This is a genomic window from Micromonospora phytophila, from assembly GCF_023656545.1.
Classification (GTDB): Bacteria; Actinomycetota; Actinomycetes; order Mycobacteriales; family Micromonosporaceae; genus Micromonospora; species Micromonospora phytophila.
This window is the reverse complement of the sequence record NZ_JAMOKF010000274.1, coordinates 1-7,467: the sequence shown is the minus strand read 5'-3', so window position 1 is coordinate 7,467 and position 7,467 is coordinate 1. Positions and strand designations below refer to the sequence as shown.

Below are 7,467 nucleotides of genomic sequence, written 5' to 3'. Positions count from 1 at the left end.
CGGCGCACACCGCGCTCGCCCCCGCCGGCGAGGACGTCGTCATCCCGCTGACCGGCATCCGCAAGGCGATCGCCGACAAGCTCTCCCGCAGCCGACGGGAGATCCCCGAGGTCACCATCTGGGTGGACGTGGACGCGACCGGGCTGCTGGAGACCCGCGCCGCGATCAACGCCGCGACCCCGGACGCTCCGGTGAGCATCCTGGCCCTGCTGGCCCGGATCTGCCTGTCCGGGTTGCGCCGCTACCCGCAGCTCAACGCCCGGGTCGACACCGAGGGCCAGCGGATCGTCCAGTCCGCCGGGGTGCACCTGGGCATCGCCGCGCAGACCGACCGGGGCCTCGTCGTGCCGGTGCTGCGCGACGCCCAGCGGCTCACCACCGCCGAACTGGCCGCCGAGCTGACCGCCACCACCACCGCCGCGCGGGCCGGGACGCTGCCGCCGGCGCGCCTGACCGGCGGCACGTTCACCTTGAACAACTACGGCGTGTTCGGGGTCGACGGCTCCACACCGATCATCAACCACCCCGAGGCGGCGCTGCTCGGGGTGGGGCGGATCGTGGACAAGCCCTGGGTGGTGAACGGGCAGCTCGCGGTGCGGAAGGTGACCCAGCTCAGCCTCACCTTCGACCACCGGGTCTGCGACGGCGGGGTGGCCGGCGGCTTCCTGCGGCACGTCGCCGACTGCGTCGAGCAGCCGGCGCTGCTGATCGCCAACGTCTGAGGCACCCCCGTCGGCCCCGACGCCCATGTGGCGCCGGGGCCGACGGTGTTTCCCCGACCGGTGACCGGGAAAGCGGGCGCGGCAGCCGCCGAGGGGAGGACGACGTGGCGTACCCGGACATGCCCTCCGCCACCGGCGTGCGACGGCACGCCGTCGTCGGCGCCCCGCTGCTCTGCGACGCCCGCGAACACGGCCTGACCGGCGACGGCACCACCAACGACCAGCCGGCCCTCGCCGCGCTGGTCGACCGGCTCGGCGACGCGTACGCGGCCGACCGCCGGGCCCGGATCATCTACTGCCCGCCGGGGGTCTACTCGATGCGCGACTCCGGCACCGTCTGGCGGACCGGCGTGTCGCTCATCGGCGCCGGCCCGGGGGCGACCCGCTTCGTGCTGGGCAACTCCGCCAACCGGGCCGACCCGGCGCCGCTGGCCTTCTACACCGCCCAACTGCACGGCGCCGACCGGGACCGGCACCTGGCCGACTGCACCTTCGCCGACTTCGAGATCGACGGCTCCGGCGTGGCGTCGGCCGACTACAACCCGCTGGCCAAGGGGCTCGGCCTGCAGTACGTCGTGCGGGGAGTGTTCCGCAACCTGTACATCCACCACACCGCCGCCACGGGCCTGGGCTGCGACTTCCTCCAGGACTGTCTGATCGACGGGGTGCTGGTGGCCGGGTGCGGGCGGCTGGACAACGGCACCGAGATGGGCGGTGCCGGCATCGGGATCGGCATCGGTGGCTGGGGCAGCGTCGAGCGGTTCAACATCATCAACTGCAGCGCGGTGGCCAACGCGACCAACGGCATCTTCCTGGAGCTGCAGCAAGTCGGCGAGCTGCGCCCGCGCGGCATCAGGATCATCGGCTGCCACTCCCAGGGCAACCGCTTCGGCATCTCCGACTGGGGCGCGAACGGCCTGATCGTCTCCGCCTGCACGATGACCGGCAACCTGGAGGCGGGCTTCCACGTCTCGGCCAAGGGCACCACGCACACCGCAGGGCGGGGCGGCATCCTCACCGACTGCATCATCGACGGCAACCTGCGCGACGGCGTGAGCATCGGCAACACCCCCGGCCCGTACACCATCCGCGGCAACCGGATCAGCGGCAACGGCCGGTACGGCTACCACCAGCGCAGCCTCGGCGAGCCCGAGGCGGGGGTCGCCGAGGAGATCGTCATCGAAAGCAACGACTTCTACGGCAACAGCGCCGACGCGATCCGCATCGACCGGCCGATGCAGGACGTGTTCCTGGTCGGCAACCGGATCCGCAACAACGGCCGGCAGTGGGCGCCGGCGATGACCGGGCAGGGCGACTCGGTGCGCTACAGCGAGAAGACGGTGGTCGACCGGACGGCGACCTGGCCCAACGACGGTCACCGGGGCAAGGTGGTGCGGGTCGGTCGGCGGATCGCGGTGGTGGCGGCCAACGACGACACCACCCTGACCCTGGCCCCGATCCGGCCGGACGCGAGAAGCGGGTGGAGCGCGGACACCCCACTGCCGGGCACGCCGTACGAGCTGCCGCCGTCGGCACCGGTGCGGGCGGGGATCACCATCAACGCCGCGGTCGACTCGGCCACCATCCGGGGCAACCGGATCTGGGACAACCGGGACCCGAGCACCCAGAACCACGGCCTGTGGATCACCGAGCGGGGCAGCTGCGTGGACTGCCGGGTGGAGGACAACGACCTCGCCGGCAACGCCGACGGGGCCCTGCGGTTGGACACCCCACCGGTGGCCGGGCGGTGGGAACGCAACCACGGCGACGACGACTCGACGTGAGCGGCGGCGTACGGTCGGCGGCCCGGGGAGCCCCCGGGCCGCCGCCGTGGCGGTTCAGCCGCCCGGTGCCGGCTGCGGGAGCACCGTCGCCGAGGTCGGCGAACCCGCCGTCGACGTCCATGTCCCTGACGTGCACAGGGGGGATCCGACGGCGGTTCGCGCGGATCACGTCGACCGGGTCGTGGGCGCCGAGCCAGGTCCAGTACGGGTCAAGTTCGCAGTGGACCAGGCGGGGCTCGGTCTGCGCGGCCAGGACAGTCGAGTCTCAACCGCCCGGGGCGAAACAGCCGGGTCGGGACCGGACCACCGTGCCGTCAGGAATGCTCCGGTGCCGTAGCGGTCGATCGCGTACGGACGCGCAATTCGGCGCTCCTCGACACATCCCGCGCAGCGCGGGAAATGTCGCTCAGGATTGGTTTCGCGATTCTGCGAAAATTGCGCGGATATCTGTGCGGCGTGGAGACAATGTGGCGGAGGGACACCAAAAACGGGGGGACACATCATGAAGTTGAGGCGGCGACTGACGGTGTTGGCGGTGACCATCGCGGCCACGCCGCTGGCCCTCGGCGGGTGCACCGCCGACCGCAAGCCGGGCGCGGCTCCGGCCGAGGGGCGGGCGGCGCCGCCGGAGTTGACCGTGACGCCGGCGGACCGGACCCGCGACGTGCCGGTGAGCGCGGAGGTGGGCACCGCGGTGAAGGGTGGACGGGTCACCGCTGTCCGGATCACCGACGACAAGGGCGCGCAGGTCAGGGCCGAACCACGGGAGGACGGGTCGGGGTGGGTGCCGAGCGCGCCGTTGCAGCCGCGGCGGACCTACACCGCCGAGGTGACCGCCACCGGCGACTCCGGCAAGACCACCACCCGGAAGACCACGTTCACCACGATGCCGAAACCGACGAAACCGGCGATCACCAGCACGTTGTATTTCGCCGGTAATCGGACGTACGGCACCGCCATGCCGGTGACCGTCGCGTTCGACCCGCCCATTCCGAAAGAGGCCAGAGCGGATGTGCAGCGCCGGTTGTTCGTCAAGACGGATCCGCCGCAGCCGGGTGTCTGGTCCTGGGTGGCAGACGGCAGTCAGGTGTATTACCGGGCACCCGATTTCTGGCGCCCGGGCACCACGATCACTGTCCGCGCCGGCCTGGAGGGTCTGCCGATCGGCAAGGACAAGGTCGGCGACGACGACCGGACCGCCACCTCCAAGATCGGTCGGCAGACGTCCCTGGAGATCGACAACAGCACCAAGCAGATGTCGGTGCTGCGGGACGGCAAGGTGGTCCGCAAGATCCCGGTCAGTCTCGGCAAGCCGAGCACGCCGACCTCCAGCGGCAAGATGGTGATCATGGAGAAGCACGAGCAGACGACGTTCGACACCCGGGGTTCAGCCGACCCTTACGTGGTCGACGTCGAGGACGCCCAGCGGTTGACCTGGGGTGGCGAGTTCATCCACGGTGCGCCGTGGTCGGAGGGGGACCAGGGCAACATCAACGTCTCGCACGGCTGCACCAACGTCGCCGCCGCCGCCGCAGACTGGCTGATGGGGGTCACCCAGGTCGGCGACCTGGTCACCATCAAGGGCACCGAGGTGGAGTTGACCGAGGGCAACGGCTGGACGGCCTGGAACGTCAGCTGGGACGCGTACGTCAAGGGCAGCGCGCTGCCCGTCCCGGCCGGGCTCCGGCCTGCCCCGACCCACGCCCCGCATCCCGGCGCCGTGGCGGGAGGCTCGCCGGCACCGGCACCGTCCGTCCGCGGCGGCTGATCCGGCCGTACGCGCACACCACCCGGGACCGGCCCGCCTCACGGCGGGCCGGTCCTCGGCGTCGTCGCCGCCCCGGGCGACGCCGCGCCGCGGCAAGAGTCAGGCGGCAGGCGCCGGCGGGCGGTCAGCCCAGCGGCACCCGCGCCACCCCCGGGCCGGTCAGGCTGCCCAGCCAGAGCCGGTCACCGTGCTGGCGCACGCCGGTGATCATGTCGTACGCCCCGCGCGGGCCGTGCAGGGTCCGCAGCACCCGGCCCTCGCCGTCGACCAGCGCGACCAGGCCGTAGCGCAGCGGCTTGGGCTGCACCGCGGCCGGCAGCACCGCGACCAGTTGGCGCAGCCGGGGGTGCGGCAGGAGCCGCTCCACGATCGGAACCCGGGGGCTGGGCAGGGCGATCCAGTACGTCCCGTCGCCGACCGGGGTGAGATTGTCCGGGTACGCGGGCAGGTCGGCCAGCACGGTGACCGCCCCGTCCGGCAGCGTGATCCGCACCAGACGGTGGGTCGAGGTCTCCACCAGCATCAGCGCCGACTCGTCCGGGGTGAGCGCGATCCCGTTGGGGAAGTACAGCCCCGAGCAGACCACGTCGGTCTGCCCGCTGCCCGGGTCGTACGCCAGCACCCGGCCGTTGGGGCGGTGTTCCAGCAGGTCCCGTTTCCAGTGCGAGACCGGGAACCGGTCGGAGCTGTCGGTGAAGTAGACGGTGCCGTCGCGGGCGACGGTGGCGTTGTCGGCCAGGGTCGGCCTCGCGCCGGCACCACCCAGCTCGCGCACCGCACCGTCACCGGTCACCCGCAACAGCCCCCGGTACGCGTCGCAGACCACGAGGCTGCCGTCGAGCGGGTCGATCTCGATGCCCAGCGGCCGGCCACCGGTCTCGGCCAGCAACTCCGGCCGGGTGCCCGGCGGGGCGTCGACCGGCCACCACCAGAGCCGGCCGTCCTCGGACCCGCTGATCACCCGCCCGGACGGGTCGACGACCACGTCCTCGGGGCCGGCCGAGCCGTCGGGCAGGGGCAGCAGCTCGACGGAGTCCAGCCGGCGGTCAGTGGGGGCCCACGGCCCGTCCAGCGGAGGCGGCACGGTGGCGGGCTCGCGGACGGGGCGGATGAGCAGGGGCGCGCGGGGGCGGGGAGCGACCATCGGACCATTCTCGCCTGCCGATGCCCCGCCCGTCGCCGGCGGACCGGTCCGATTCCGGCCGTCGCGGGTCGAGGTCCGGCGCGGCGTCTCGACCGTCGTCGGCAGGGCACCGCCCCGGCATCCTCCCTGAGGGGGATCAGGGGCCCTCCGGGTCTGACCCTGGGCGTACCCGGATCCCGTCCGTGGCAGGGCGGAAATGTCGGTGCCGCGGGCTAGGTTCGTCGGCATGGGACAGCGCAGCGACCGGTTCGACGTCGAGATCAGCGTGGGTGACCACGCGGTGGACGTGCGGGCGACCGGTGAGGTCGACATCGCGACGGTCGCCGCGTTCCGCTCCGCGCTCTGGGCCGCCCCGGTCCGCCCGGTGCTGCGGCTGGATCTCTCCGGCGTCCGGGTGCTCTCCGCCGCGGGGGTGCGGGCGCTGGTCGCCGCGCACCTGCGCGTCCGCGCCCGGGGTGGGGAACTGGTGGTGCTGCACCCCGATCCGGTGGTCGCCCGGGTGCTGCGGGCCACCGGCCTGCACCGGGTCATCCCGATCGTCGATCCGTGCCCCGAGCGGGACCTGCTGCCCTGCGGCGCGGACGCGCCGGACCGACAGCTCGTGCCCTGCTGAGCAGCCGCCCCCGCTCGGGTGGTGCCGTCCTGTCGAGCGGACGCGCCGCCCCGGTGCTGCTGAGCAGACCCGCCGCCCGGGCGCTGCGGCCCGGTGGGGCAGATGTGGTGCCGGGACGGACGGGCCGGCCCGGGGGCCGACGGTGTGTCGGTGTCGGCCCCCGGGCCGGTGGCTCAGCGCACCCCGAGCAGGTCGACGACGAAGACCAGCGTCTCGCCCGGCTTGATGACGCCCCCGGCGCCCCGGTCGCCGTAGCCCAGGTGCGGAGGGATGGTCAGCCGGCGGCGACCGCCGACCCGCATGCCGGCGACGCCCTGGTCCCAGCCGGCGATGACCCGTCCACCGCCGAGCGGGAACTCGAACTCCTCGCCGCGGTTCCACGAGGAGTCGAACTCGCGCCCGGTGGAGTGCGAGACCCCCACGTAGTGAACGCTGACCTGCTGCCCCGGCCGGGCCTCCGGCCCCTCGCCGACGGTGATGTCCTCGATCGCGAGATCGGCGGGCGGCGCGCCCTCGATCGGACCCACCTCGGGCTTGCCCGAGCGGTCGCCTGCTGCCTGGTTCATGCGGGAATCTCCTGCCGTCCTGCCGTCCTGCTCCTGATGTCCGGTCCCCCCGATCCTGCCGGATAGCCCTCGACCGATGCCCGGGGGTCCCGGCGCCGCCGACCGCGCCCGGTGGAGCGGGACAGCCGAAGAGCGGGCGTCACCGGTGGTGACGCCCGCCGAGGGGTGGTGCCGGATCGACTACCGGAGCCAGGGGAACCGTCGGACGAGGGGGAGTTTCGCCCACGTCCGGCCCAACCCCAGGGTGGCGCCCGCGTTGATCAGCGCGAGGCCGGCGAGCAGGGCGGCGTTGATCAGGTGGTCGTCGATGAAGGGGTTGTTCTCGGGGGGCAGAACGACCGTCCACATCATCAGGTAGAGCAGACCACCGGCGACGGCGGCGACCCGCATCCCGATGCCGAGGAGCAGGGCCACGCCGATCGCGGCCAGGCCGCCCATGAACAACCAGTCCGCCCACGCGGCGCCGGCGATACCGTTGTAGAAGCCCTTGAACGGGCCGGCCGCACCGAAGCTGAGGAACCCCTTGGTCGGGCTGCCGCCGTTGATCCAGGCGTTCTTCGCCTCCGTGGCGTTCCCCAGCCCGAAGACCTTGTCCAGGAACGCCCAGAGGAAGGTCCACCCGAGGGCGATCCGGATGCCGGCGAAGACGTACCGGGCGGCGCGCTGGCGGGGGGTCTCGGCCGCCGGAGCGGTGGTGTCGGCGGTGTTCCGCTCGAATGTCGCGGTCATGATCTCCACGTTCCTTCCTGTGCCTCGCACCGCGCTTCCCGGTGACGTCTCCATTGGACTCCCGCCCACCGCCGCCGGGCAGGGCCGACCGGGCCCTGCCGGACCGGGACCTTGGACCCCTTCCGTACCGGTCCGCACGGC

Annotated in this window: 7 protein-coding genes; 4 read left to right on the top strand and 3 right to left on the bottom strand. The window is 73.0% G+C overall.

What is annotated here, in order from left to right; all coding sequences use genetic code 11:
* The 3 genes from NCC78_RS24405 to NCC78_RS24395 form a co-directional block, all read left to right on the top strand.
* Window positions 1-722: dihydrolipoamide acetyltransferase family protein (locus tag NCC78_RS24405; RefSeq protein WP_250797293.1), on the top strand; the 722-nt coding region annotated here is incomplete at its 5' end.
* Between the two features lie 119 nt (window positions 723-841).
* Window positions 842-2,506, top strand: coding sequence for a right-handed parallel beta-helix repeat-containing protein (locus NCC78_RS24400; RefSeq protein ID WP_250797294.1), 1,665 nt, complete (start codon window positions 842-844; stop codon window positions 2,504-2,506).
* Window positions 2,507-3,008: 502 nt separating this feature from the next.
* Window positions 3,009-4,274 (top strand): L,D-transpeptidase, encoded by a 1,266-nt coding sequence (locus NCC78_RS24395; protein ID WP_250797291.1) that lies wholly within the window; start codon window positions 3,009-3,011, stop codon window positions 4,272-4,274.
* A 124-nt stretch (window positions 4,275-4,398) separates the two neighbouring features.
* Here the strand turns inward: NCC78_RS24395 and NCC78_RS24390 are convergent, their stop codons facing one another.
* Window positions 4,399-5,418, bottom strand: a complete 1,020-nt coding sequence (locus NCC78_RS24390; RefSeq protein ID WP_250797290.1) for an SMP-30/gluconolactonase/LRE family protein — start codon at window positions 5,416-5,418, stop codon at window positions 4,399-4,401.
* A 226-nt stretch (window positions 5,419-5,644) separates the two neighbouring features.
* Here NCC78_RS24390 and NCC78_RS24385 point away from each other — a divergent pair, with 226 nt between their 5' ends.
* On the top strand, window positions 5,645-6,031 hold the full coding sequence (locus tag NCC78_RS24385; protein WP_250797289.1) for an STAS domain-containing protein: 387 nt from the start codon (window positions 5,645-5,647) through the stop codon (window positions 6,029-6,031).
* 173 nt (window positions 6,032-6,204) lie between these two features.
* Here the strand turns inward: NCC78_RS24385 and NCC78_RS24380 are convergent, their stop codons facing one another.
* Both NCC78_RS24380 and NCC78_RS24375 read right to left on the bottom strand, forming a co-directional pair.
* Entirely contained in the window at window positions 6,205-6,597 is a 393-nt protein-coding gene (locus NCC78_RS24380) for an FKBP-type peptidyl-prolyl cis-trans isomerase (RefSeq protein ID WP_250797287.1), read from the bottom strand.
* A gap of 180 nt (window positions 6,598-6,777) precedes the next feature.
* Window positions 6,778-7,335, bottom strand: coding sequence for a DoxX family membrane protein (locus NCC78_RS24375; RefSeq protein ID WP_250797286.1), 558 nt, complete (start codon window positions 7,333-7,335; stop codon window positions 6,778-6,780).
* Window positions 7,336-7,467: the final 132 nt, after the last annotated feature.

What these genes read in the sequence shown, in the direction of transcription:
- NCC78_RS24380 (WP_250797287.1), bottom strand. Translation starts at nt 6,597, where the DNA reads ATGAACCAGGCAGCAGGCGACCGCTCGGGCAAGCCCGAGGTGGGTCCG.
- NCC78_RS24390 (WP_250797290.1), bottom strand. Translation starts at nt 5,418, where the DNA reads ATGGTCGCTCCCCGCCCCCGCGCGCCCCTGCTCATCCGCCCCGTCCGC.
- NCC78_RS24395 (WP_250797291.1), top strand. Translation starts at nt 3,009, where the DNA reads ATGAAGTTGAGGCGGCGACTGACGGTGTTGGCGGTGACCATCGCGGCC.
- NCC78_RS24400 (WP_250797294.1), top strand. Translation starts at nt 842, where the DNA reads ATGCCCTCCGCCACCGGCGTGCGACGGCACGCCGTCGTCGGCGCCCCG.
- NCC78_RS24385 (WP_250797289.1), top strand. Translation starts at nt 5,645, where the DNA reads ATGGGACAGCGCAGCGACCGGTTCGACGTCGAGATCAGCGTGGGTGAC.